General features: G+C 70.5%; 18 protein-coding genes and 1 pseudogene. 7 read left to right on the forward strand and 12 right to left on the reverse strand.

Annotated elements, in window-relative coordinates:
* Positions 1–190: 190 nt before the first annotated feature.
* The 3 genes and pseudogenes from ACFUPX_RS13525 to ACFUPX_RS13535 all read left to right on the forward strand — a co-directional run.
* Positions 191–2074: pseudogene (locus tag ACFUPX_RS13525) on the forward strand (glycoside hydrolase family 48 protein); the annotation flags it as partial.
* The gene (locus ACFUPX_RS13530) at positions 2071–4395 is read left to right on the forward strand and encodes a xyloglucanase (RefSeq protein WP_383320496.1); all 2325 of its coding nucleotides are present in this window, start codon (positions 2071–2073) and stop codon (positions 4393–4395) included. The pseudogene ACFUPX_RS13525 and the gene ACFUPX_RS13530, both read left to right, overlap by 4 nt.
* A 41-nt stretch (positions 4396–4436) precedes the next feature.
* Positions 4437–5531 (forward strand): LacI family DNA-binding transcriptional regulator, encoded by a 1095-nt coding sequence (locus ACFUPX_RS13535; RefSeq protein WP_383320498.1) that lies wholly within the window; start codon positions 4437–4439, stop codon positions 5529–5531.
* 111 nt (positions 5532–5642) lie between these two features.
* On the opposite strand, the gene ACFUPX_RS13540 is transcribed toward ACFUPX_RS13535, so the two are convergent.
* Complete coding sequence (locus ACFUPX_RS13540; RefSeq protein ID WP_383320500.1) at positions 5643–7565, reverse strand: rhamnogalacturonan lyase; 1923 nt, start codon at positions 7563–7565, stop codon at positions 5643–5645.
* A 291-nt stretch (positions 7566–7856) separates the two neighbouring features.
* Here ACFUPX_RS13540 and ACFUPX_RS13545 point away from each other — a divergent pair, with 291 nt between their 5' ends.
* The 4 genes from ACFUPX_RS13545 (at position 7857) to ACFUPX_RS13560 (ending at position 11487) form a co-directional block, all read left to right on the forward strand.
* Positions 7857–8390 carry a SigE family RNA polymerase sigma factor gene (locus ACFUPX_RS13545; protein ID WP_383320502.1) on the forward strand — a complete coding sequence of 178 codons (534 nt, stop codon included), beginning with the start codon at positions 7857–7859 and terminating at the stop codon, positions 8388–8390.
* A complete protein-coding gene (locus ACFUPX_RS13550; RefSeq protein WP_383320504.1) occupies positions 8390–9151 on the forward strand; it encodes a hypothetical protein in 762 nt (253 codons plus the stop codon). Before ACFUPX_RS13545 ends, ACFUPX_RS13550 begins: the two co-directional genes overlap by 1 nt.
* Positions 9152–9275: 124 nt before the next feature.
* Positions 9276–10136, forward strand: a complete 861-nt coding sequence (locus ACFUPX_RS13555) for a pectate lyase (protein ID WP_383320506.1) — start codon at positions 9276–9278, stop codon at positions 10134–10136.
* A 127-nt stretch (positions 10137–10263) separates the two neighbouring features.
* Entirely contained in the window at positions 10264–11487 is a 1224-nt protein-coding gene (locus ACFUPX_RS13560) for an MFS transporter (protein ID WP_383320508.1), read from the forward strand.
* Here the strand turns inward: ACFUPX_RS13560 and ACFUPX_RS13565 are convergent.
* The 11 genes from ACFUPX_RS13565 to ACFUPX_RS13615 form a co-directional block, all read right to left on the reverse strand.
* Complete coding sequence (locus ACFUPX_RS13565) at positions 11408–12505, reverse strand: pectinesterase family protein (RefSeq protein WP_383320510.1); 1098 nt, start codon at positions 12503–12505, stop codon at positions 11408–11410. The two genes, ACFUPX_RS13560 and ACFUPX_RS13565, sit on opposite strands and share 80 nt — an antisense overlap.
* A 57-nt stretch (positions 12506–12562) precedes the next feature.
* Positions 12563–13852, reverse strand: coding sequence for a polysaccharide lyase family 1 protein (locus ACFUPX_RS13570; RefSeq protein WP_383320512.1), 1290 nt, complete (start codon positions 13850–13852; stop codon positions 12563–12565).
* A 26-nt stretch (positions 13853–13878) separates the two neighbouring features.
* On the reverse strand, positions 13879–14712 hold the full coding sequence (locus tag ACFUPX_RS13575) for a rhamnogalacturonan acetylesterase (protein WP_383320514.1): 834 nt from the start codon (positions 14710–14712) through the stop codon (positions 13879–13881).
* The gene (locus tag ACFUPX_RS13580) at positions 14709–16061 is read right to left on the reverse strand and encodes an ABC transporter substrate-binding protein (protein ID WP_383320516.1); all 1353 of its coding nucleotides are present in this window, start codon (positions 16059–16061) and stop codon (positions 14709–14711) included. Before ACFUPX_RS13580 ends, ACFUPX_RS13575 begins: the two co-directional genes overlap by 4 nt.
* A 90-nt stretch (positions 16062–16151) precedes the next feature.
* On the reverse strand, positions 16152–17201 hold the full coding sequence (locus tag ACFUPX_RS13585; RefSeq protein ID WP_383320518.1) for a polysaccharide lyase family 1 protein: 1050 nt from the start codon (positions 17199–17201) through the stop codon (positions 16152–16154).
* 33 nt (positions 17202–17234) lie between these two features.
* Positions 17235–18785, reverse strand: coding sequence for a family 43 glycosylhydrolase (locus ACFUPX_RS13590; protein ID WP_383320520.1), 1551 nt, complete (start codon positions 18783–18785; stop codon positions 17235–17237).
* Positions 18782–19636, reverse strand: coding sequence for a PmoA family protein (locus ACFUPX_RS13595; RefSeq protein ID WP_383320522.1), 855 nt, complete (start codon positions 19634–19636; stop codon positions 18782–18784). Before ACFUPX_RS13595 ends, ACFUPX_RS13590 begins: the two co-directional genes overlap by 4 nt.
* 7 nt (positions 19637–19643) lie before the next feature.
* On the reverse strand, positions 19644–20903 hold the full coding sequence (locus ACFUPX_RS13600) for a Gfo/Idh/MocA family protein (RefSeq protein ID WP_383320524.1): 1260 nt from the start codon (positions 20901–20903) through the stop codon (positions 19644–19646).
* Positions 20900–22252: a polysaccharide lyase family 1 protein gene (locus tag ACFUPX_RS13605; protein WP_383320526.1), complete on the reverse strand. Its 1353-nt coding sequence runs from the start codon at positions 22250–22252 to the stop codon at positions 20900–20902. Before ACFUPX_RS13605 ends, ACFUPX_RS13600 begins: the two co-directional genes overlap by 4 nt.
* Positions 22249–23160, reverse strand: coding sequence for a carbohydrate ABC transporter permease (locus ACFUPX_RS13610; RefSeq protein WP_383320528.1), 912 nt, complete (start codon positions 23158–23160; stop codon positions 22249–22251). The genes ACFUPX_RS13605 and ACFUPX_RS13610 overlap by 4 nt, the downstream gene beginning before the upstream one ends.
* On the reverse strand, positions 23157–24113 hold the full coding sequence (locus ACFUPX_RS13615) for a carbohydrate ABC transporter permease (RefSeq protein ID WP_383320530.1): 957 nt from the start codon (positions 24111–24113) through the stop codon (positions 23157–23159). Before ACFUPX_RS13615 ends, ACFUPX_RS13610 begins: the two co-directional genes overlap by 4 nt.
* Positions 24114–24171 lie beyond the last annotated feature (58 nt).

The following is a 24171-nucleotide window of genomic DNA, read 5'->3' on the forward strand; positions in this document are numbered from 1 at the left end:
CCCCCATCGAGCCGTCAGGAGACACCCCCGCATGTCCGCATTCCCCCATTCCCCCCGTTCCGGCTCCTCCAGACCGGAAATCAGCCGCCGCAACCTGCTCGCCCTCGGCGCCGGAGCTGCCCTGGCCCCCGCCATCGTGGCCCTCAACCCCGCAGCTCAGGGCGCATATGCCGCACCCGCAGCCACCGAGTACGAACAGCGCTTCCTCGACCTCTACGCGAAGATCACCCGTTCCGCGAACGGCTATTTCTCGCCGGACGGTATTCCGTACCACTCGGTCGAAACCCTCATTGTCGAAGCCCCCGACCACGGGCACGAGACGACATCCGAGGCATACAGCTATCTGCTCTGGCTACAGGCCATGTACGGCAAGGTCAGCGGCGACTGGACGCGTTTCAACGCGGCCTGGGAAACCATGGAGAAATTCATGATCCCGTCCCATGCCGACCAGCCGACGAACAGTTTCTACAATGCGGCGAAACCGGCCACGTACGCCCCGGAACACGACCAGCCCGCGCAGTATCCCGCCCGGCTCGACCCCGCGATCCAGGCCGGCGCCGACCCGATCGCGGCCGAGCTGAAGAGCGCGTACGGAACCGACGACATCTACGGCATGCACTGGCTCCAGGACGTCGACGACGTCTACGGCTACGGCGGCGGCGCCGCCGGTCCCGTCTACATCAACACCTTCCAGCGCGGCCCGCAGGAGTCGGTCTGGGAGACCGTCCCGCACCCCACCCGCGACGAGTTCACCCACGGCGGGCGCAACGGCTACCTCGACCTGTTCACCGGCGACGCCTCCTACGCCAGGCAGTGGAAGTACACCAACGCCCCGGACGCCGACGCCCGCGCCGTCCAGGCCGCCTACTGGGCCCACGTCTGGGCCTCGGCCCAGGGCCAGCAGGCCGACGTCGCTGCCACGGTCGCCAAGGCGGCCAAGATGGGCGACTACCTGCGCTACGCCCTGTTCGACAAGTACTTCAAGGCCGTCGGCGACTGCATCGACCCCGCCGGCTGCGCTCCGGGCAGCGGCAAGAACAGCTCGCACTACCTGTTGTCCTGGTACTACGCCTGGGGCGGCGCCACCGACACCTCAGCGGGCTGGGCCTGGCGCATCGGATCGAGCCACAGTCACGGCGGCTACCAGAACCCGCTGGCCGCCTTCGCCCTCAGCGCCTACGCCCCGCTCGCCCCCAAGTCGGCGTCGGGCAAGGCGGACTGGGCCAAGAGCCTGACCCGGCAGATCGAGTTCTACCGCTGGCTGCAGTCCGCGGAGGGCGCCATCGCGGGCGGCGCCACCAACAGCTGGCAGGGCCGCTACGCGAAACCACCGGCCGGCACCTCCACCTTCTACGGCATGGCCTACGACGAGAAGCCCGTCTACCACGACCCGCCGTCCAACCAGTGGTTCGGCTTCCAGGCCTGGTCGATGGAGCGGGTCGCCGAGTACCTCCACGAGACCGATGACCCGGCGGCCAGGACGGTCATGGACAAGTGGGTGACGTGGGCGCTGGCCGAGACGAAGATCGCCGCCGACGGCACGTACACGTTCCCCTCGACCCTGAAGTGGTCCGGTCAGCCGGACACCTGGGCCCCGTCAAGTCCGGGTGCCAACACGGGACTTCACGTCACGGTCGTCGACCGCACCAACGACGTGGGCGTGGCCGCCGCCTACGCCAAGACCCTCACGTACTACGCCGCCGCCACGAACCACACCGAAGCCGCCACCACGGCCAAGGCACTCCTCGACGGCATGTGGAAGCACCACCAGGACCCCCTCGGCATCGCCGTGCCCGAGACCCGGGCCGACTACGACCGGTTCGGCGACGCGGTGTACGTCCCGAACGGCTGGACCGGCACCATGCCGAACGGCGACACCATCACCTCCGGATCCGACTTCACCTCCATCCGCTCCTTCTACCGCGACGACCCCGACTGGCCGAAGGTCGAGGCCTATCTCGACGGGGGAGCGGCGCCCCAGTTCACGTACCACCGCTTCTGGGCGCAGGCGGACATCGCGCTCGCCATGGGGACGTACGCGGAGCTCATCGAACCGGGGCCGGGATCGCGGTGACCGGCCGTTCGGCACGCGGCGGGAGGCTGCTCGGCGCCCTCTGCCTGATCCCGGGGCTGCTGCTCGTGGCCGCCGCCCCGTCCTCCGGGGCCGACGATGCCGCCAAGAAGGACGCCAAGGAGAAGGCGTCAGCCCCGTACACCTGGAAGAACGTGCGCATCGACGGCGGCGGCTTCGTCCCCGGCATCGTCTTCAACCGGACCGAGAAGAACCTCGCGTACGCCCGCACCGACATCGGCGGCGCCTACCGCTGGCAGGAGAAGTCCCGGACCTGGACCCCACTCCTGGACTCGGTGGGCTGGGACGACTGGGGCCACACGGGGGTCGTCAGCATCGCGTCCGACACCGTGGAACCGGACAAGGTGTACGCGGCTGTGGGGACCTACACCAACGACTGGGACCCCGGTAAGGGCGCCGTCATGCGCTCGGCCGACCGGGGCCGGACCTGGAAGAAGACCGACCTGCCCTTCAAGCTCGGCGGCAACATGCCGGGCCGCGGCATGGGTGAACGGCTCGCCGTGGACCCGCACGACAACCGCGTGCTCTACCTCGGGGCGCCCAGCGGCCACGGCCTGTGGCGCTCCACCGACTCCGGCGCCACCTGGTCGCAGGTCGGCGCGTTCCCCAACCCCGGCAACTACCGGCAGGATCCCGGGGACTCGACGGGCTACGCCTCCGACAACCAGGGCATCGCCTGGGTCACCTTCGACGAGTCCACGGGTGGGTCCGGCTCGCGCACCAAGACCGTCTACGTGGGCGTCGCCGACAAGGAGAACGCCGTCTACCGCTCGACGGACGCGGGCGCCACCTGGTCGCGTCTGGCGGGTCAGCCCACGGGTCACCTCGCCCACAAGGGCGTGCTCGACGCCAAGAACGGCTATCTCTTTCTCGCCTACAGCGACAAGGGCGGCCCCTACGACGGCGGCAAGGGCCAGGTGTGGCGGTACGCGACGCGGACCGGTGAGTGGAAGAACATCAGCCCCGCCACCGACGCCGACACCTACTACGGCTACAGCGGGCTGAGCGTCGACCGGCAGCATCCGGGCACCGTCATGGTCACCGGCTACAGCTCCTGGTTCCCCGACACCCAGATCTTCCGCTCCTCCGACAGCGGCGGCAGCTGGACCGGGGCCTGGAGCTACACCGCCTATCCCGAGCGCGACAGCCGCTACACCATGGACGTCTCGTCCGTGCCGTGGCTGTCCTGGGGCGCGCGTCCGGCCCCGCCCGAACAGGCCCCGAAGCTGGGCTGGATGACCGAGGCCCTGGAGATCGACCCCTTCGACTCCGACCGGATGATGTATGGCACCGGGGCCACCGTCTACGGCACGCAGAACCTCCGACAGTGGGACAGCGGCGGCAAGTTCACCGTCACGCCGATGGTGAAGGGGCTCGAGGAGACCGCCGTGAACGACCTCGCGGCGCCGGCCTCCGGAGCGCCGCTGCTCAGCGCGCTGGGCGACATCGGCGGCTTCCGGCACACGGACGTCACCAAGGTGCCGCCCCTGATGTACACCGGGCCCAACTTCACCACCACGACCAGCATCGACCACGCCGAGTCCGACCCGGACACGGTGGTGCGGGTCGGCCAGCTCGACAGCGGGCCGCGCATCGCCTTCTCCCGCGACAACGGCGCCAACTGGAGCGCGGGCAAGGAGCCTTCGGGTGTCTCCGGGGGTGGAACGGTCGCGGCGTCCGCCGACGGCAGCCGCTTCGTGTGGAGCCCGGACGGCACGGGCGTGCACACCAGCGATGACCGGGGCGCGTCGTGGACGGCGTCCACCGGCATCCCGCAAGGCGCGGACGTCGAGTCCGACCGAGCCGATCCGAAGACGTTCTACGGCTACAAGTCCGGGACCTTCTACGTCAGCACGGACGGCGGGGCGACCTTCACCGCGAAGGCGTCCACCGGTCTTCCGGCGGAGGGGCCCGTGCGCTTCAAGGCGATGCCCGGCTCCGAGGGAGACATCTGGCTCGCGGGCGGCAAGAGCGGCGGGACGTACGGCCTGTGGCACTCGACGGACTCCGGCGCGAACTTCACCCGCGTCCAGGGTGTCGAGGAGGCCGACACGATCGGCTTCGGCAAGGCCGCGCCGGGCTCCGGACACCAGACGCTCTACACCAGCGCGAAGATCGACGGGGTGCGTGGCATCTTCCGTTCCACGGACGCCGGTGAGAGCTGGGTGCGTATCAACGACGACGCCCACCGGTGGGGCTGGACCGGCGCGGCCATCACCGGCGATCCGCGGATCTACGGGCGGGTGTACGTGTCCACGAACGGCCGTGGCATTGTTTACGGGGACGACAACTCTCCTGACTGACACGGGCAGTCGAAGCGCTTCGACACACCTATGGACAGTGCATGAGTGTCCCTCTAGGGTCGAGGTGGCCCCACGTCGAAGCGCTTCGCCACCGCCTCACGACCTGTCGATCTGTCCGGGAGAGCCGCATGGTCACCCTTGCCGAGGTAGCCCACCACGCCGGAGTGTCGGCCAGCACGGTGAGCTATGTACTCAGCGGCAAGCGGTCCATCTCCGCCTCCACCAAGGACCGCGTCGAACAGTCCATCCGGGAGCTCGGCTACCACCCGAACGCCGGCGCCCGCGCCCTGGCCAGCAGCAGGTCCAACATCATCGCGCTGATGGTGCCGCTGCGCACCGACATGTACGTGCCGGTGATGATGGAGATAGCCATCGCCGTCGCCACCACCGCGCGCACCCACGGGTACGACGTGCTGCTCCTGACCGGCGAGGAGGGCCCCGAGGCGGTCCGCCGGATCGAGGGCAGCGCGCTCGCCGACGCGATGATCCTGATGGACGTGGAGCTGCACGACGAGCGGCTCGTGCTGATCCGCGAGACCGACCGGCCCGCGGTCCTCATCGGCCTCCCCGCCGACCCCACGGGCCTGACCTGCGTCGACCTCGACTTCGTGGCGACCGGCGCCCAGTGCGTGGAACACCTCTCGGAACTCGGCCACCGGGAGATCGCCGTCATCGGCGAGGCGCCCGCCGTGTACGAGCGGCACACCGGGTTCGCCGAGCGCACCCTGGACGGGCTGCGCGTGCGGGCCCGGGAGCTCGGCGTGCGGGTGCTGCACCGGCCCTGCGAGGGGACGTACGACACACTCGCCTCGACGCTCGCCCGGATCTTCGACGAACGCCCCGGCACCACGGGTTTCGTCGTACAGAACGAGTCCGCCGTGGAACCCCTCCTGAGCCTCCTGCGCCAGCAGGGCCGCGCCATACCGGAAGACGTCTCCGTCGTAGCCATCTGCCCCGACCAGGTAGCCACCCAGGCCTCGGTACGCCTCACCTCGGTGGCCATCCCCGCTCAGGAGATGGGCCGCCAGGCGGTGGAACGGGTCGTCGCGAAGCTGCGAGGACGGGTCGTGGACGAAGTGGCACTGCTGGCACCGCAGTTGACGGTGCGAGCCAGCTCGGGGCCGGCGCCGGCGTAGCGAGTGGGCGCAGTGCTGCTCGGCCCTACTCCCAGGCGCCGGTCACCGCCGGTAGTTGTGCTCTGTGCGATTCAAGTGGCGAAACTGTGACTGGAAAGTGAGCCTTCCAGCTCAGGGAGTGGACACCGCCGGACGTGGCGCCCTCGCCATGCCCGTGCCGATGAAGAAGCTTGGGTGTGGGGGCTGGTTGTATGCCGTGTTTTGCCAGGTCAGTGCCGTGCGGTACTGGGTGTCGTGGAGCAGGGTGGTGATCTTTGTGGTCGTTTCGTGCGGGGTGGAGTAGATCCGTAGCGCCTTGTTGTCCGTGGTGCGCCACACGACCTCCTCTCGCCAGTCGCCGAGTATGTCGCCGGAGAGCGCCGGGGTCGCCTTCGTGCCGTTGTTGGACGCTACCGAGGTGCCGGTCAGGAGACGGGTCTCGCCGCTCGTGCCGTACTTGTCGATGCGGGTGCCGTCGAGGAGTTCGCGGGTGGTGTCGCCGTCCCACCAGTTCACGAAGTTGATGCTGGAGGGCTCGCGGCCGACCGAGGCTCCGGACGGCGAGCGCAGGGTGTTGTCCGCCGCGGACCATGACTCGGCGCCCGCCGAGCCCGCGTAGATGTCGGCGGACACCCCACGGCCGTTGTCGGAGCCGGACGCCGTGGTCCACAGGCGCCGGCCCCTGCGGGCGTCGGCCATCCAGGAGCCCGGCTTCGAGCTGTCCTCGGACACCTTGAAGTACTCCAGGCCCGCGCGCGAGGGGTCGAGATCGCCGACGTGACCGGCGTCGCCGTGTCCGAGCTTGGTCGTCCACAGGCCGTTGCCGTTGTCGTCGACCGTCATCGCGCCGTAGACGATCTCGTCCTTGCCGTCGGCGTCCACGTCCGCGACCGACAGGCTGTGGTTGCCCTGACCGTCGTAGCCCTTGCCGGTGTTCGTCGATGAGGTGGTGTCGAAGGTCCAGCGCCGGGTGAAGGCGCCGCCCCGCCAGTCCCATGCGGCGATGACGGACCGCGTGTAGTAGCCGCGCGCCATGATCAGGGAGGGTCTGCTGCCGTCGAGGTAGGCCGTCCCCGCGAGGAAGCGGTCCACGCGGTTGCCGTAACTGTCGCCCCAGGAGGCGACGTTGCCGCGCGCCGGGACGTAGTCGACCGTGTCGAGCGCGGCTCCGGAGCGGCCGTCGAACATGGTCAGGTACTCGGGTCCTGCCAGGACGTAGCCGCCGGAGTTGCGGTGGTCGGCGGACGGGCTGCCGATCACCGTGCCCGCGCCGTCCTTCGTGCCGTCCGCCGTCTTCAGGGCGACCTCGGCCCTGCCGTCGCCGTCGTAGTCGTACACCTGGAACTGCGTGTAGTGCGCGCCCGAGCGGATGTTCCTGCCCAGGTCGATCCGCCAGAGCCGGGTGCCGTCCAGCCTGATGCCGTCGACGACCGTGTTGCCGGTGTAGCCGGACTGGGAGTTGTCCTTGGCGTTGGTGGGCTGCCACTTCAGTACGAAGTCCAGGGCGCCGTCCCCGTCCAGATCGCCGACGGACGCGTCGTTCGCCTCGTACGTGTACGCCACGCCGTCCGGGGTCGTGCCCCCGGCGGGCGGGGTGATCGGCACGTCCTTGTACCCGGCGCGGAACTGCACCGCGTGCACGGAGTCGCCCTGCTCTGCGCCGTCGACCACCGCGCGCACGGTGTAGTCGGCGCTGTTCGGGGCGCCCGCGTGGAAGTAGTTCGTCGAGCCGGTGACCGGCGAGGAGTTGACCTTCGCACCGCCTCGGTAGACGTTGAAGGCCACGTCGTCGTCATCGGTGCCGAGCCAGCGCCAGCTGACCAGGTTCCCGGCGTCGGTGTGCACGCTGACCGCACCCCGGTCCAGCGCTTCGGCCTGGCGGGTGGTCGCCGCCGCGGACGAGGTGGACGACAGGGCGATCAGCCCACCGGCTGCGAGGGCGCCCGCGACGACGGCGGTGATCAGGACGCGGGCGCGGGTCCGCCGCCCTCTGCGGCCTCCACGGCTTCTGCGGCCTCTGCGGCGGGGACTATCGGTGTCGGGGTGCTGGGGCATGGCGTGCTCCTGCGGGGGTGTAGATGTGGGCGTGGATGCGAGGTGAGTTGGCGTGCTTCGACTCAGTCGCCGCGGGGCGCGGGAAGGTTGCCGCTTGTACGAACTCTTCGCGTGGGAAGTACTCGGAGGGGCTGGAGGGCCGGCTCCCTGCTGATTGGCCCAGACCTGCCTGGAATCCCGGACGTTGTTCGATGTCTCGCACAGACGTTGCTATGCTCGCGCACCGCACTTGGCGGCACGGGGGCCACCGGCGCGCGGGCAGAGCCGCGCAAGCACAGAAAGAGGTCACCCGTGGGAACAGCTGTCGACGGCGCGGCCGCCGCGGAGTTCCATGACTTCTTCGAGCGGCACTACGCCGAACTCGCCCGCCTCGCCCACATGTTGACCGGCGAGAAGGACGCCGCCGACGACCTGGCGGCGGATGCCCTGGTCGCGCTCTGGCACCGCTGGGACCGGGTGCGCGCAGCCGATCATCCGGCCGCGTACGCCCGAGGCGTCGTCGCCAACATGGCGCGCAGCCGCATCCGCAGCGCCGTCCGTGAGCGCCGCCGCGTGGCCCTGTTCTGGGGGCCGCGCGCGGAGGGAGTCGACGACCCCGACATACCGGCGGTCGTCGACGTCCAGGAAGCGCTGCGTACGCTGCCGTTCCGCAAGCGGGCCTGTGTGGTCCTGCGGCACGCCTTCGATCTGTCGGAGAAGGACACCGCTCTCACTCTCGGCATATCGGTCGGTACGGTGAAGAGCCAGACGTCCAAGGGAATGGCGGAGCTGCAACGGCTCCTGGGCGACCGGGCCGCGTCGCAACTCGTGGGAGGGAGGCAGTGATGGACGACGTACGCAAGCAGCTGCGCGATGCCGCGGCCGAGCACCGGCCCGACCGGGAGCGGATGCTCGCCCGGGTCGAGCGCGGCAGGGAGCGCGACGCCGTCGACTTCGTTGCCGCGCGCCGCGGCAGGCCGCCACGGCCCGCCCCCTGGCTGCGCGTCGCGGGCGCGACGGCCGCCGTGGCCGGAGTCCTCGCGCTCGGCGGTTACGCCGTCGCCTCCGTCGTCCAGGCCGAGGAACCGCCGCCCAGCACGGTGGGCACCCCGCCCCCCGCTCCCGACTCCTCCTCGGCGCCGAGCCCCTCCGCGCCCGCGCCGGACGGCCAGAACGCCGGGCCGAGCTCACCGGCCGAGCACGCCGAGGGCATCCAGGACGGCTACCTCTGGAGCGACGGCTCCGTCGACCCGCAGAGCAACGACTTCTGGGCGCAGAGCACCCTCACCTTCAAGACCGGGAAGCCGCTCACCGCGCTCACCGTCGAACTGCGCGTGGCGCAGACCGGCGGCGTCGCCGACACGGGCAACTGGCGCTCCCTGCCCGCCGACGACTTCACCGTCTCCGTGGGCGAGCGGGGCGGCGAGCTGGTCTACCGCTGGACGCTCAAGGCGGGCCGGAGCGTCCCCGCGGGGGAGCACGTCTTCGCGGGCCAGTACAACCACGCCGAGGGCGGCAGGGACGCGGGCGACGACACGTACGCGGCGCAGGCGACCGCGTCGGGCCAGAAGGCGTCCGTACGAGGGGACTTCGCCCGCACCTCCTAGGCCTCGGGGCCAGGAGGTGCGGGACCAGGCCTCGGAAGAATCTTCCGACAGGGCGGCAACCTTCCGCACCCGGGCGGAGACCAGCAGTCGCAAGGTCATCCCCCCCAGCGAAAGAGCGGTCCCCATGACCACGCAACGAGCCGAACGAGCCGAACGAGCCGCATCGCGCAAGAGCCGCAAGCGCCGCCTCACCCGCCGCCGGGCCGTGGGCGCGGCGGGCGGCGCGCTCCTGCTGACCGGCGCCACCCTCGGCGCGAACGTGCTGCTCTCCCCGGCGGGAGCGGCGACCACGGCGGCCGCCTGGCCGACCCCCACCGGCGACAAGCCCGTCACCAAGACCATCGAGGTGTCCGGCACCTACGACGGCGGACTCCAGCGCTTCTACGGCAGCGGAGACCTCGGCGGCGACGGCCAGGAGGAGGGCCAGGACCCGATCTTCAAGCTGAAGGACGGCGCGGTCCTGAAGAACGTCGTGCTCGGCAAGCCTGCCGCCGACGGCGTGCACTGCTCGGGCAGCTGCACCATCCAGAACGTGTGGTGGGAGGACGTCGGCGAGGACGCGGCCAGCTTCAAGGGCACCTCGACCGGCTCGGTGTACACCGTGACCGGCGGCGGTGCCAGGAAGGCCGACGACAAGGTCCTCCAGTTCAACGGCGCGGGCAAGCTGAACATCTCCGGATTCCAGGTCTCGGACTTCGGCAAGCTGGTCCGCTCCTGCGGCAACTGCTCCAAGCAGTACAAGCGCACGATCTCCATCAACGACGTGGACGTGACCGCGCCCGGCAAGTCCCTGGTCGGCATCAACACGAACTACGGCGACACGGCGACCCTCCGCAAGGTCCGAATCCACGGCGACGCGAGCAAGAAGATCAAGCCGTGCATCCGCTACACGGGCAACAGCTCGGGTGACGAGCCCACCGAGACGGGCAGCGGCCCTGACGGGACGTACTGCAAGTACAGTGCGTCGGACGTCAGTTACCAGTAAAGGTCACCAGTAGACGACCACCAGTAGACGGCTACCGGTAGACGCCCAACGGTTAACGGTAGGCGACGCGCGCGGGAAAGTGGTTGAGTCGGTACACGTCCGCGAACGAGCGCTCAGGAGGCCCCGGTTGCTCCGCGCGCATCTGACGGCCGCCACGCTGCTGAGGGTCTCCGCCGAAGGGGCCGCCACCGCGCTGGTGCTCACGGTGCAGGCGCGCACCGGGGACGCGGCGAGCGCCGGATTCGTGCAGACCGCCATGACGCTCCCGTACGTGGTGAGCGGGCCGGTCATCGGACACGCACTGGACCGCACGGACCGGCCGCGCCGCCTCGTGGTCGCGCTGGCCGGCGGGTACGCCGTGGCGATCGCCCTGCTCATGATGTCGGCGGGGCGCTCGCCGCTGGTGCTCGTGCTGATGGTGGCCGCCGTGGTCGGCTGCGTCGAACCGGTCGTGGCGGCGCTCACCAGCCTGCTGCCGAGGTTCGTTCCTCCTGAGCGGCTCTCGCGTGCGTACGGTCTGGAGGCGTCGAGCTACAACGTCGCCGCCATCGCCGGACCTGGCCTCGCCGCGATGGTCGCCGCGTTCGCGGGCGGCGGGCACACCGGGATCGTGACGGTGGCCGCCGCCCTGCTCGGTCTGCTCGTCCTTCCCCTGCTGCGGATCCCGCCTCCGAAGACCCCGCCGGAGCGGACGAAGACGGGGGTCGCGCAGGTCGTCACGGGCGGGCTCTCGGTCCTCGGAACCAACCGGGTGCTGCGCGCCCTGACCGTGTCGACGATGTTCGCCTGGTTCGGATACGGCGGCTTCGCCGTGGCGGCGGTCCTGCTCGGCCAGGACATCGGGGCCGGACCCGCGGCGGGCGGGCAGCTCCTCGCCTTCTTCGCCCTTGGATCCCTCCTGGGGGCACTGGCGTCGTCCCGGTGGCTGACGCCCGAACGGTCCGAACGGGCAGTTGTCGCAGGCCTGTTGGGTTTCGGGGCGGCGCTCGCGGCTCTGGCCGTGGTGCCGTCACTGCCCTGGGCGTGGGTCGTCTGTGCGGGGGCCGGCCTGGCCGAGGGACCGCTCTTCGCCGCGACGCTGATGCTCCGTCAGCGCGAATCGCCGCCGGACCGCCTCGGCCAGGTCAACACCACCGGCGGCAGCCTGAAGATCGGTGCGTCCGCGGGCGGCGCCGCCCTGACCGGGGTGCTCGCCGGGAAGCTGGGCGCGGACGGACTGGTGCTGGGTATCGCCGCGTTCCAGTTCGTGGGTGCCGTGCTGTGGCTGCGGCTCAGGGGCGGACCGCCTTCGGCGGAGTCCAGTCGGTCAGATAGTCGGCGCGCGTCGCGAACCGGGCCTGGGAAAGCGTGAGTTGGGGACGGTTCTGCGGGACGGTCACGACCGCGCCGGGACCCTCGTTGCGGTACTCGGTGAACCGCTGGTCCTGCCAGGGATAGGCGTCGCGCATGTTCGCGTACGGGCTCACCGCGTCGATGCCGGGCCCGAGGTGGGTGTCGCGCACCGTCAGCATGGGGCGGGCCGTCGTGTCCGAGCTGGGGACCCAGGGGCGGGCCAGCTTGTAGTACGCGTCCGGGGCGCCGCTCGTCACCCGGCTGCGGGTGACCAGGTAGCCGCGCCGATTGGCGACGGCGGTGGAGGGCGCGAAGACGAAGCCGTACGGCGCCGCCGCCAGGTCGCTGCGGGTCAGCGTGTGGAAGCGGCAGTGCTCGAAGACCGCGGTGGCCCGGCCGAAGACGAAGTCGACGTCACCCTCCACGTAGCAGTCACGGAAGTACTGGCGGGCGAAGGCACCCAGGTCCGCGGTGTCGGCGTACAGGGTGTCCTGGTGGCCCAGGAAGCGGCAGCGGAAGAACGCCGAGCGGTCGCCCGTGACCTTGAGGGCGACGGCCTGGGTTCCGGTGTAGTCGGGGTGGTCGGAGCGCAGCCAGTCGTTGGCGAAGGTGATGGCGTGGGCGGTGAAACCGGCGCCCCGCACGGTCGTGGTGGCCGAGCCGCTGGTGCCGTAGGTGCCGGACCCGTCGGGCTTCGGGGTGCCCGCCGCGTTGTCGTACACGATCACCGTGTCGCGCGGATCGCCGCTCGCGCCGACGAGCGTGAGCCCGGCGCTCGCCTCGGGCACGGTCACCGTCTCGCGGTACGTGCCCGGGGCGAGGATCAGGGTCCAGCCGGTACCGGAAGCCGCGTTCACGGCCGCCTGGACGGTGGTGTGGTCGCCGCCGCCCGCCGGGTCGACGTACAGGGTCCGGCGGTCGGGGCGGGGCTCGGTGGCGTGGGCGGTCGTGCCCAAGGCCAGGGCGGCGCCGACGCCTGCGCCCGTCGCGAGCAACGTACGTCGGCTGAGGGCTGTACGAGAGTGGTGCGAGGGCATGGCTGATCCTTCGCTGTGCGGCTCTGTCAGGGGGAGGGGAGGGGGATTGCGGGGAGATCAGTGGCGCTTGCCGGCGCCCGCCTGCCGCTGGAGCAGTCCCGGCAGCCTGCGCGGGTCGTCCACCCGCGTCCGGAGGCTCGGAGTCCAGCCCGCGTCCGGCGTGAGGACCTCCCCGGGCAGCTCCGCGTTGTGCACGGCGATGAGATCGACGCGCTTGCCGTTGACGTAGTTGGCGTCGGCGGTGACCGGTGCTTCCTTCCACTTCTTCAGGATCTTCGCGGCGCTGACCCCGGCGGGAAGCGTGAACGCGTTCCGCTGGGCGACGAGCCGCGACTCCTGGCCGATGCCGAAGGAGTACTGATAGCCGCCCGCGGGGACGATGTAGTGGTTGTTGTAGGCGTCGACCTGACCGAAGCGGACGCGCGGCGCCCGCTCGACGATGTCCCGGAAGACGTTGTGGTGCAGGGTGACCCGCAGCTTGCCGCGGTCCGTGTCGCCCGCGCTGTCGCTGTTGCCGATCATCAGGGTCTTGTCGTGGTCGGCGAAGACGTTCCAGGAGACGGTGACCAGATCGGCGCCGCGTACGACGTCCAGCTCGCCGTCGTGCTGCTGGTACAGCTCTCCGTAGTAGGACGGCAGCGAACTGTCGGGGTGCTCGCCGTCCGTGAACGTGTTGTGGTCGACCCATACGTGCGTCGAGCCGTGGACCACCATGCTGTCGTACTCGGAGTTCCAGGCGCCCGTGGCACCGTCTGTCGGATCCCACTGCGGGAAGCAGTCCAGCGGGCTCTCCAGGGTGAGATCGCGTACGACGACGTTGTCCACGCCCTGGATCTGCAGGCTGCCGCCGACGATCCCGGCCTGCCTGCCGACGCCCACGATGGTCGTGTCGGCCGGTACGTACGCCTTGATGGCCGCGCCCTGCCGCGTCGCCGACGCCGCCCGCAGGTCCTCCTGGGCGCCGCTGACCGGTGTGTCGTGTCCCCAGACCGCGGGGTCGTAGTCGGCCAGGTACCGCTCGAAGTCGTAGCCGTCGGCCTCGAACGCGGGGCAGCCCGCCGCCGTTGCGTTCAGGGTGCCCTTGACCTTGATGATCCGAGGAGCACCCGGGTCCGCCGCGAGCGCGGTCCGCAGCTCTTCCCAGGTGGTGACCGTGTAGGTGTGGGCGGCGTCGGCCTTGGCGCCGCCGGTGGTGCCACCGCCGGCGGACGCCCAGCCGTCGCGGGGCGGCAGCACGTCACGGGTGGCGGCGGCCGAGGCCGGGGCGCTCGTGACGGCCACGACCAGGGCGGTGCAGCCCGCCAGTACGGCGAGCGACCTGCGTCCAGCGGATCTGCGTCCAGGCATGTTCATCCTCATGGTCCTCACGGTCCTCACGGTCCCTCCGGCCAGCTGATCCAGGAGTCGGGTATCGCGTCGTCCAGCCGTCGCACGTCCCGCGGCGCGAGCACCCCGTGGTGCAGCAGCTCGGCCGCCACCAGACGGGCCATGGCGATCGCGCCCGGCGGATTGAAGTGCGTGTTGTCCTGCTCGGTGGCGGTCCAGTTGAAGTACGCCTTGGTCTCCTCGACGCCGAGCCGCTGCCACAGGGCGAGCGACAGGGCCTGGACGTCGAGCAGGGGCACGCCCTCGGCCTTCGCCAGCGCCCGCATCGCCGCCGGATAGTCACCGTGGGTGGGCAACGCGGTGCCGTCCGCGGCGAACTTCCTGCGCTCGACGGCGGTGGCAAGCACCGGCCGCGCGCCACGGGACCGCGCCCCGTCGACGTACTGCTTCAGATACTCCTGGTACGTGGACCAGGGCTCGGTGTAGCGCGCCGGGTCGGCGCTCTTCTCGTCGTTGTGCGCGAACTGGACGAGGAGGCGGTCGCCGGGCCTGATCGCTTCCAGGATCACGGCGAGGCGGCCCTCGTCGGCGAAGCTCTTCGAACTCCGGCCGTTCATCGCGTGGTTGGCGACCCGCAAGCGGCGGTCGTGGAGGAAGAAGGGCAGGGCCATGCCCCAGCCGGTCTCGGGCGCCACGTCGGTGTACTTCTGCGCGGCGGTGGAGTCCCCGGCGATGTAGAGCGTGCTCGCGCGCTGCGCCGCGGGAGCCGGTCTTCGTGCGTGGCCGAACGCCGCAGGGGCCGCGGCCGCCGCGAGCGGGAGGCTCGCGAGGGCCGCGACCGCACGGCGCCGGCCGACGCCGTGCGAGGGGCGCGCCGTCACTTGTTCTGTTCCTTCCACTCGGCCTGAGCCTTGTTGAGCTGCTCGGCGAGCGTGTCGAGGAAGTCCTTGGCGGACATCTTGCCGAGCAGGACCTTCTGGTAGTTCGGCTCGTTGTCGGCCTTGCTGATGGTGTTCCAGTCGGGCAGGTAGTACGGCAGCTGCACGATCTTCAGGGAGCCGTCGTTGAGGGCGGCCGCCGCCAGCTTCGTCGGCTCGGCCTCGTTCACCCAGGCGTCCTTGGACGCCGCGGTGTTGGCGGGGATGGCGCCCGCCGACTTGTTCCACTTGCTGTTGGACTCGTGCGAGGCCGCGAACTCGATGAACTTCCAGGCCGCCGCCTTCTTCTTGCTCGACTTGAACAGGCCGAGCCCGTCGACCGGGTTGGAGACCTGGACGCGGACACCCGCGTCGGTCGTCGGGTTGGGCAGGCCGCGGAACTTGCCCTCGCCGAGCGCCTTCACGTGGTCCGTGTAGGAACCGAGGTTGTGGCTGAGCATGCCGATCTGACCCGTGTCCCACTGGGCGTTCATCTTCTTGAAGTCGTTGTTGACGTCGGCCGCGGGGGTGTTGCTCTTGTACAGCGCGACGTACTTCTTCAACGCCGCCACGTTCTTGGGGTCGTTGACGGTCGTCTTGTCGCCGTCCCAGAAGGACCCGATGCCGGACTGGCCGTAGGCCGCGTCGAGGGCCTGCGCGATGGAACCCTCGCCGCCGCGAATGGTGTACCCGAACTTGTTGTCGCCGGCGGCGGTGAGCTTCTTGGCCGCCGCGTAGAACTTGCCCCAGGTGGTGGGGGCATCGAGGCCCGCGGCCTTGAACAGGTCGGTGCGGTAGTACAGCACGCCGTTGCTCGCCGACGTCGGCACCGTGTAGAGCCGGTTGCCGCCGCCCGCCGCCCGGACACTGTCGACCATGCCCGGGTTCAGCTTGCCCTCCAGGGAGCTGCCGTCCAGCCGGTCGTCCAGCGGTTCCAGGGCGTTCTGCGCGGAGATCCCGGCGAGCATCGCGGCGCCGACGCCGCCGACGTCCGGCAGACCGCCGCCCTGGATGGCGGTGTCGTACTTGGACTGGACGCTCTCGGCGGGGATCGGCACGTACTTGACGTGGATGCCCGGGTTCTTCGCCTCGAAGTCCTTGATGATCTCCTTCCAGACGTCGGTGCGGACACCGCCGTTGTTGTCCCAGAAGGTGATCTCGCCCTTCCCGGAACCCTCCTTGCCCTTGTCCCCGCCGGCCCCGCTGCCGTCGTCGCCACAGGCGGTGACGGTCAGCGCGAACGCGGCGGTGAGGGCGGCGGCGGCCACGGCGCGACGGCTTCTGCTGCTGTTTCTTCGGATGGTGATGCTCATGGTCGGCTCTCTTCTTCAGCTGTACGGGTGTACGGGTGCAGGGGTGTACGTGTGATGCGTCGTGCGTGTGTCGTGCGAGGTGCTGTGGGGTCAGTGGGTGATCGCCCTCTGCGGGCCGGAGAACTTCTTCACCAGGCGGGGCACGGCCGCCGCCGGATCGAGGTCGTAGGCGTAGAAGCCGCGCGGGTCGAAGGCCGCGCCCCACGCGTCGTGGCGTCCCGTCGTGTTCTTCACGATCGAGCCGCGCTGCACCAACTCGGCCGTGGCGTCGGCCTGGTAGGGGTGCTGGACGTCCTCGTAGAAGCTGTTCTCGATGACCATCTTCGTCTTGCCGCGCGCCCAGTTTCCGTAGGTCCACACCGGATCGCCGTCGGTGACCTGCGCGGACACGTAGTTGTTGTAGAGGTGCGCGTAGGCGCAGTTGTCCGCTGACGGATTGCGCTGCTTGGTGCCGCTGAACCAGTTGTGGTCGATGGTCACCTGCGTCTTGACCTGGTCGGTCCAGCCGATGCCGAACGCCTTGTTGTGGTTCTCGAAGCGGTTGTACGAGACGGTCACGTACTCGCTGTCCTTGCGCAGGTCGATCAGACCGTCGCCCATGCGCGTGAGGCGGTTGTGGTCGATCCAGACGTGGTCGACGGAGTCCAGCTGGATCGCGTCGAAGTCCTGCGTCTTGCCGTCCCAGTCGCCCTCGACGTACGAGTCGCGGATGGTGAGATTGCGGATGATCACGTTGCTCGTGCCGGGGTTCAGGTGCAGTTCGCCGTGGACGATCTCGCCTGACCTGCCGACGCCGACGATCGTCTTGTCCGACGTCACCACGATGTCCGAGCCGAACGGCTCGACGGCCACCGTGCCCTTCACGCGGATGACGTAGGGCTCATCGGCGCCCGCGTACTCGGCGAGCGAAGCCTGATCGGTGACGGTGACGACCTTGCCGCCCGCGCCCCCGGTGGTGCCCCCGGCCAGCGAGGCGAAGCCGTGCGCGGTGCCGGAGAGGCGGTCGTGGGCCGGGGTGGCCGCGGCTCGCGCCGGGTCGTGCACGGTCGTCAGGCCGAGGACGAGGGCCAGCGCGGCCACCGCCGCTTGGGCGCGGGCCCTCAGCCGTCCGGTGCTGCTGCTGCGCAGGTGCTGCTCCATTGCGGCTCCCAACAGGCTTGCGTACGGGCAGAGTCAGTGAGTGGTGATCCGGAAGTGCGTGAACAGGGCCGTTCCGGCGCTGTTCCGTCCTGCCGGTGCCGTGGCGAACAGGCCGAGCAGCGCGCCCACCCACCGCCACGGCGTCGCGGCGAAGACCTGGCCCGAGGGCCGGAAGCCTGCGCCGGTGTCGGCCGAGAAACGGCAGCGCGCGCCGTCCGTGATGTCGATCCGCAGCCGTGCGGCGCCGTCGGGGGCGGGGCGCGGCTGCTCGGCGTCGCGCTCCCACTCGGCGACGGACTCGGCGAACCGGTGGACGAGGCGGACCGTCCCGTCGGCGTCGCGTTCGAGGCCGATCCAGTTGAAGGCGTCGCCGAGTACGGTGAGCCCGGCCCTGGCCTCGGCCGAGGTCGCGTCGAGCCGCAGGCCGACCTCGACGGTGCACGGCGTGAGTGGAAGCCGCTGGGTCAGGACGTGCGGAAGGCGGCGCAGGTCATGGGCGTCCGCGGACCGGACGCAGGCGAGGCGCAGGCCGTCCGCCGCGTGCGAAGTAGCCCACCCGTCACGGGGGTTGGCGGACCACTGCCACTGGCGGCCGTGCCGCCCGCCGGGGAAGTCGTCGTCGGTGGTGGGCGCGGACGCGGGTTGCGGGGGCAGGCCGGGCTTCTTGTGTACGCCGACGGGGGCGCCGCCGTCCCCGACCACCGGCCAGCCGTCCGTGCCCCAGCGCAGCGGCTGGAGGTGGACGACACGGCCGTACGCGCCGCGCTGCTGGAAGTGCAGGAACCAGTCCTCGCCGGCGGGGGTGCGCACCCAGCCGCCCTGGTGGGGGCCGTTGACGGCGGTGTCGCCCTGCTCCAGGACGATCCGCTCCTCGTAAGGACCGTGGAACGTGCGTGAACGGAAGGCTCCCTGCCAGCCGTTCTCCACTCCACCGGCGGGCGCGAAGATCCAGAACCAGCCGTCGTGGCGGTAGAGCTTGGGCCCCTCCAGGGTGAACCAGCCGGGTATGCGGTCGCCGTCGATCAACACCCGCCCCTCGTCGAGGAGTTCACGCCCGTCGGGACTCATGCGGTGTCCGGTGAGCCGGTTCTTGACGCCGGATCGCGACTTGGCCCAGCCGTGCACGAGATACGCGTCGCCGCGCTCCTCGTCCCACAGCGGGCAGGCGTCGATGAGGCCCTTGCCCGCCTTGACGAGGTGCGGGGCGCTCCACGGCCCGCGTACATCCAGGGAGTTGACCTGAAAGATGCCGTGGTCGGGGTCGCCCCAGAAGATCCAGAACCGTCCCTCGTGATGCCGGATCGACGGCGCCCACACCCCGCAGTCGTGCCGTGGCGCGGCGAACGACTCGGCCGGTTCGAGGCGCTCCAAAGCGTGCCCGATCAGCGTCCAGTTCACCAGGTCGCGCGAGTGCAGGAGCGGCAACCCGGGGGCGCGACCGAAGCTGGACGCGGTGAGGTAGAAGTCGTCGCCGACCCGGACGACATCGGGGTCCGACCAGTCGGCGGCGAGTACGGGATTGCGGTAGGTCCCGTCACCGAGGTCACCCAGCCTGCCAGGGGTGGCCGTTCGGGGCGCGTTCACGCGGTCACCGCCTTGCGGACGAGCGCCGCGGCCTCATCCCTGCTCGGGCGGCCGTCGGCGACGACGGTGATGACACGGCGTACGACGGTCTCGCCAGGCCCGATCGGCAGACGCCGCGCGTGTGCCAGCGAGGAGCCGACGCCCGGATAGTCGCAGCTCCGCACGAACCACGGGTCGCGCCGCGTCTCGGGCGTGGCTCCGGCGAAGACGAGGGTCCAGCCCTGGCCCGCCAGGGCCAGCCAATCGGCCGGGGCGCCATGGACCGCGGCCTCGCCGTCGGCGTCGGCGGTGAACACCTCGGGGGACTGCGGCTCCTTGGGCGCACGCCAGAAGAAGCCCCCGTAGGCGGCGCCGGGGCGGCCGTTGGTGGCGGGGCTGCCGAGGGAGACCTCCGCCGCGGCCGGGTTGGTGAGGGAGAACGTGAAGTCGAGGGCCCAGGCGGAGGTGGTCAGGGGCGTGACGGCGACGGTGCGCCGCTCGCGAAGGAGCTCGCACTCACCGTCGAGCCAGCCGATCTCCTCGACGAAGCCGTCCGGGTCACGCAGCTTGAACTCCAGGTGGCGCTGTTCGCCGTGGTTGTCGAGCTCGGTCGGACCCTGGTCGCGTACGTAGGTGCGCCCGCCCCAGAAGTTGCGGCCCGCCGCGTCGGGCACGGCGACGCTCACCCCGAGGTGGTGCGGGTGGTCGGCGGGGCCGTGCTCGGTGACGGGGAGGCCGCCGAAGGTGCGGACGGGGTGGAGGTAGGGGCGGGGCGCGAGCCGGCGGTCGGCCGAGGGGTGGATGACGTAGCGGCCGACGGGGCGGCCCGAGCAGCGCAGCATGAGCGTGGTGTCGGTCGCGGTTCTGTTCATGGCGTTCTCACCTCGGTGGGGTCTCGGCGGTGGGGGTGCGGGAGTCGGCGGTGCGAGGGGAAGCGGGCCGGGAAGCCGGCGGGTGGTCCGCCGCCGGGTCCGGCAGCGCCCAGAAGGTGCCGAGTTCCGCGTAGCCGCACAGCGTGTCGGCGCTCGCCGCGACGAGCCCGTCGATGCCGTGCACGACCCGGCGCCGCACGCCTTCGTGTTCGCCGGGCACGGCACGCCAGGCCTCGACGGGCAGCGGCCGTGGATCGGGCGCCCGGCGTATCGACTCGACGACCTTCATGAAGGCGCCGGTCGACGCCGGCGGGACCAGCAGTTCGGCGCGGCCCTCAAGATGGTCGACGAGGTTCTCGAGGAGGTCCGTCCGCCCGTGAAGGACCTCCTCGGGCCCGCGTCCGGCGCGCTGCACGAGCACCCGGTCCTGCTTGTACCAGAACGTGACGCGCCCCTGGGTGCCGTGGACGATGACGTACGGCTCGTCGGGACGCTCGGCGCAGAGGGTCGCGGCGACGCCGATACGGCCGCCGCGCGCGGTGGTGATCCCCACGAACGAGGTGTCGTCGGACTCGATGGCGTTGGCCCGGAACAGCTCCGTGTCCACCCGCGTGACGTCCTCGGCCCGCGTGGACCCGTCGACCGCGAGGGCGGTGGCGACGGCGTGGGCCAGGGGATTGGTCAGGACCCCGTCCACGACGTCCACGCCGTCCAGGCGACGGCGCCCCGCCCAGGGCGCGCGCCGGTAGTACGCCTCGTCACGCGCCCAGGCCCCCGCCCCGCCGACGCCCAGCGGCTCACCGATCACCCCGTCGGCCACCAGCGCGCGGACGGCGGGCACGGCGTGCGAGCCGAGCGACTGGAACCCGACCTGGCAGGCCACTCCCGCGGCGTCCACCGCTTCGGTGATCCGCAGGAAGTCGGCGTACGAAGGGGCGGGCGGCTTCTCCAGGAGCAGCTGAACGCCCCGCGCGGCGGCGGCGACGGCCAGGTCCACGTGGGTGGGGATGGGTGTGCAGACGACGGCGACGGCCGCTCCGGTGGCGTCGAGTAGAGAAGCGAAGTCCGCCGACTGCGCGGGCTCACCCAGGCCTTCGAGCTCGGCGCCGGTCAGCGGATCGAGCTCACAGATCCCCACAAGCCGTACGCGGCCCGCCTGTTGGAGGCGCCGGATGTTCTCCAGATGCCATCTGCCGTGTCCGCGCGCACCCGCGAGGACGAGCGGCAGCGGGGTGCGGGGCGCCACGGCCCCCGGGCCGGGGTTCATCGGATCCTCCCGGCGCCCGCACCGCGCTGGACGTCGTGGTCGGCGCGCGCCGCGCCGTCGACGCGGCCGTGTGATGCGGGCACCCATCCGACGTCACCCGTCAGATCGCGCTCGCTGCCGGAGTTGTAGGCGTTGTTGATCGCGAGCAGGTCGACGGGGTAGCCGTTGAACAGGGAGCCCTTGGCGTGCAGCGCGCTGCCGTTCCAGCTCTTGACCAGGTCGGCGGCCTCGACGTGGCCCGGAGTGGTGAAGGCGTTGTTCTCGGCGTAGACCGCGGACTCGGTGGAGACGCCGATCGAGTAGCGGTAGTCGTGGACGTCCCCGGGCACGACGTAGCGGTTGTTGTAGAGGTGGACCTGTCCGAAGCGGACGCGGGGCGCTCGCTGCACGACGGACTCGAACTCGTTGTGGTGCAGGGTGACGCGGAGCTTGCCGCGGTCGCCGGTGGCCGTGTCGCCGTTGCCGATGAGCATCGCCTTGTCGTGGTCGGCGAAGCGGCTCCAGGAGACAGTGACCAGATCGGAGGCGTTGGTGATGTCGAGCAGGCCGTCGTGGCGCAGATAGTTGCGCCCGAAGCGGGTCGGCTCCTTCGCGTCCGGGTGGCCCTTGTCGGAGGCCGTGACGTGGTCGATCCACACATGGGTGGCGCCGCGCAGCCAGATGTTGTCGTACGCCGTCTTCCAGTCGCCGAGACCGCCGGTGTTGGGCTGCCAGGCAGGGAAGCAGTCGTAGGCGTCGCGCAGTTCGAGGTTGCGGATGATCACGTTGTCCGCATTCTCGACGTGCAGGCTGCCGCCCTTGAGTACCGCGCTCTTGCCGAGCCCGACGATCGTGGTGTTCGGGCCGACGGGCAGTTCGACGCGCTCGGCCTGGCGGGCGGCCGACGCCTTGCGGGCCTCCTCCTGCGGGCCGGAGGGCTTGGCGCCGCCCCAGGTGCGCGGGTCGTAGGCGGCGAGATAGCGGTCGGCGCGGTAACCGTCGGTGGCGTAGTCGGCGCAGTCCAGGGAGCGGCCTTCGTCATCGGTGTTGGCGTCGACGGCCCCGGCGATCTTGATGATCTTCGGGGTCGCGCTGCCGCCGTCCAGGGCACGGACGAGCCCGGCCCGGTCGGTCACGGTGAAGACGTGGGAGTCGTCGGCTCTGGCGCCCCCCGACGTACCACCTCTGGTCGCCGCCCAGCCGTCGTCGGCGGCCAGGGTGTCGCGGCTGATGTCGCGTGCCGGTTTTGTGCGGGCCTGCGCCGGCTCCGTGCGGGCCCGCACGGATTCGGTGCGGGCCTGTGCGGAGGACACGGTGAGAGCGGTGAGCAGGGTCAGGGCGGTGGTCAGCTGAAAAGCCCGGCGGCTCATCCCTTCACCGCCCCGGCGCTGAACCCCGTGACCAGCCACTTCTGGATGAAGGCGAAGACGATCACCACGGGCAGGGCGGCGATGACGCCGCCCGCCGCGAGCGCGCCGAGGTCGACGCTGTCGGCGCCCATCAGGGTGGCCAGGCCCACCGGGATCGTCTGCTTGTCCTGGTTGGAGAGGAACATCAGGGCGAAGAGGAAGTGGTTCCAGCTGTGCACGAAGGCGAAGGAGCCGACCGCGATCAGACCGGGCCGCAGCAGGGGAAGCACGACGGCGCAGAAGGCACGGAAGCGTCCGCATCCGTCGACCCAGGCCGCCTCCTCCAGGGAGTACGGCACGTTCTTGATGAACCCGCTGATCAGGATCATCGAGAGCGGCAGCTGGAAGACGGCCTCGGCGATGATGACGCTGCCGAGGGAATTGATCATCTGGAGGTTGGCGAAGATCTGGAAGAGCGGCACCAGCATCAGCGCGCCGGGGATGAACTGCGAGCAGAGCAGCGCCAGCATGAAGCCGCGCTTGATCTTGAAGTCGAAGCGGGCGAGGGCGTAGCCGCCCGCGAGGGCGACCAGCGTGGTCATCAGCATCGACAGGACGCCGACGATGAGGCTGTTCTGGAAGAAGAGCGCGAAGCTCCGCTCGGTCCACACCTTGTCGAAGTGCTCGAACGTGATCGGCCAGGGGAGCAGCGAGGTCGAGCCCGCCGGGCGGATCGCGAAGAGCAGCATCCAGTAGAACGGGATGAGCGTGAAGAGGAGGTAGAGGCCGAGCGGGAGGTAGATCTGCCACCGGGGGGCTTCGTCCCAGGGGCGCCGCCTGGGCGCGCGCGGGCCGCCGGATCGTTCCTCGGCGGGTGCGGCGGTGGCCGCCGTGCCGGCTTCCCTGTTCAGGTGCTGTGTGGTGCTCACTTGTCCTGGCCTCCGAACTTGCTCAGCCGCAGATAGACCATCGAGCAGAAGAGGAGGATCACGAACGCGATGGAGGTCAGCGCGGAGGCGTAGCCGAAGTCGTGCGAGTCGACGGCGATGGACGCGATGCGCAGCGGCAGGGTCGTCGTCTCGCCCGCGGGTCCGCCGCCGGTCAGGGTGTAGAGCAGGTCGACGTTGTTGAACTCCCAGACCGCGCGAAGCAGCGTGGAGAGGATGATCGCGTCCTTCAGGTGCGGCAGCGTGATGTGGAAGAACTGCCGGAAGCGGCTGGCGCCGTCCACTTCCGCGGCCTCGTACAGGTCCTTCGAGACGGACTGGAGGTCGGCGAGGATGAGGATCGCGAAGAAGGGGACGCCGCGCCAGAGTTCGGCGACGACGACGGCCGGGAAGACGGTGCTGGTGTCCGAGAGCCAGGACGTTCCGTACGAGCCGATCCCCATGTCCGCGAGGTAACGGGTGATGCCCGTCTGGGAGTTGAAGATCAGCAGCCAGATCGTCGAGGTGAGCACGCCGGACACGGCCCACGGCGAGAAGACCAGGGCGCGGGCCATCGCACGGCCGATGAAGGTCTGGTTGACGATCAGCGCGAGGCCGAGACCGAGGAGCAGTTGGAGGACGACCTCGACGGCCACCCACTGGAGACTGAAGCCGAGCGTCTGCCAGAACTGCGGGTCCTCGGTGAACGCGGTGACGAAGTTGTCGAAGCCCGCGAAGCCGTCGCGCCAGGGCTTGGTGGGGTTGTAGTGGCGCAGGCTGTAGTAGAAGACGCTGATGACCGGGTAGGCGATGAAGCCCAGCATCAGGAGTCCGGCCGGCGCGATCAGCAGATACGGGAGGCGGCGCGGGGTCGCTCCCGTTCGGCGCCGGGGCGCACCCGGCGTGCGGCGCCGGGGCGGTGGCTGCGGTGGCGATTTCGCCACAGCTGAGGCCATGTCTGCTTCTCCGTTCTCATGGGCGGCACACGGTCGGCGAGATGAAGCGCTTCGCAGA

This window comes from Streptomyces sp. NPDC057302 (genome assembly GCF_042667685.1).
Classification (GTDB): Bacteria; Actinomycetota; Actinomycetes; order Streptomycetales; family Streptomycetaceae; genus Streptomyces.